Source organism: Vibrio sp. YT-18 (assembly GCF_033337345.1).
Taxonomy (GTDB): domain Bacteria; phylum Pseudomonadota; class Gammaproteobacteria; order Enterobacterales; family Vibrionaceae; genus Vibrio; species Vibrio alginolyticus.
Window position 1 is genome coordinate 1 of record NZ_JAWOQO010000104.1, and the last position, 1,422, is coordinate 1,422.

Here is a 1,422-nt window from a genome sequence, read left to right on the forward strand (position 1 = left end):
AATGGAACGAATCACCATAGGGAGGTGCAGCTTCGCGGCTTCTAGAATCGTTAAAGGCATACCTTCCCATGCGGCGGTATGTAAATAGAGATCGGAGGCCTGCAGTTTCTTAACCACTTCATCTCGAGGAAGCATACCCGTTACTTGTACGTCTTCGGCTCTTAACGCTTGCTCTAGCTCTTTGTCTCCTCCTCCAATCCAAGTAATGTCTAATTGGCGATTGAGTGCAAATCGATTCAAGCAACGGAGTGTGTTAAGTAAAAATTGAGGGTCTTTCTGTGGTGCGACACGCCCTAAAACAACAATGTTCAATGCAGCTTGATGGTCTCGGCCGACACGCGTCGCACTTTGATAAGAAACGTAGTTGTTCAGCCGTTCCGCCCGTTTTGCTCCAATGCTAATGGCTAAATCACATTCGCGCTGACTGCAGCCTGCCACCACGTCAATTTTGTTGAGCATCACCTTTTCTAAAGCTTTGTATAGTTGGCGAGCGAAGCCTGAAATATCTTCTCGTTCAAACGCATAGCAGTGCGGGGTATACACCAAGCGGGCGCGGTTGAGTTTCAAAAATCGACCCAAAAAACCGGCTTTGCTAGAGTGCAAGTGCACAATATCGGGTTTTATGTCATTGATGGTTTGATTGGCGTCTCGCACAAACTGCAGAAGCCCACCTTCCACCCATTTCGTTTGAGCAAAAACATCGTGATTGCTGTCTTTGGTTAAATCATTGTGACGCGCTCTAGCAAGCAAAAAGTGTTCATACGGTTCATGTCGAGATGAATGTACATAGCTGTACAGTGCAGTTTGAACACCGCCACCAAAAGCTTCGGTAATATGAAGTACTTTTTTCATGCTGACTTTGTCCCTGGAGTTTTTAACCACTTGGTTTTGAAAGCTTCTCGTTCTTGCTGCGAGTAAATATGGCGATAAAGCGGTAAGTCATACATGTAAAACAACTTAGAAAAATCGTAATGCTGTTTAAAGTATTGGTGGATGTTGGAATACCATTTGTTCTTTGCTTCATTGCTGTTTTTCAGAACAAAGTTGTCGACATTTAGGAAGTCTCCAATCTCTTTGTCGAGGGAACTCAGTTGCTCGCACTTAATGAGAATGACGCTAGCTTTGTCATTGTTGAACGTGAAAAATGGTTGAGTGTTATCGATCTCTTGGCGCATGACATCGATGCTGAAGTTACGTTTTAGCTCGTTATCGAACCAATCTGCGAAGTAGTTCAGGTTGATGTAGTTATCAAAGCAATGCTCGAGATGCTTGTAGGTCACTTCCATATCGCGGTGGATGGCATCGTTCTTTTTGCCTTCGATAAATTGCAGATGCAAATCTTGGAAAAAACGGGAGAAAACCGTCGCAATCGGGTCACGGATTAATGTAACGATATTGATTTGCTCGCGCTATGGCAAAAGG

Annotated in this window: 1 protein-coding gene and 1 pseudogene; both read right to left on the minus strand. The window is 44.2% G+C overall.

The features are described 5' to 3' along the window. The coding region (locus R7M72_RS24655; RefSeq protein WP_318056409.1) for a glycosyltransferase at nucleotides 1-852 on the minus strand (852 nt) is incomplete at its 3' end. Beyond that, nucleotides 849-1,409, minus strand: a pseudogene (locus R7M72_RS24660) (putative capsular polysaccharide synthesis family protein); the annotation flags it as partial. The pseudogene R7M72_RS24660 and the gene R7M72_RS24655, both read right to left, overlap by 4 nt. Nucleotides 1,410-1,422 lie beyond the last annotated feature (13 nt).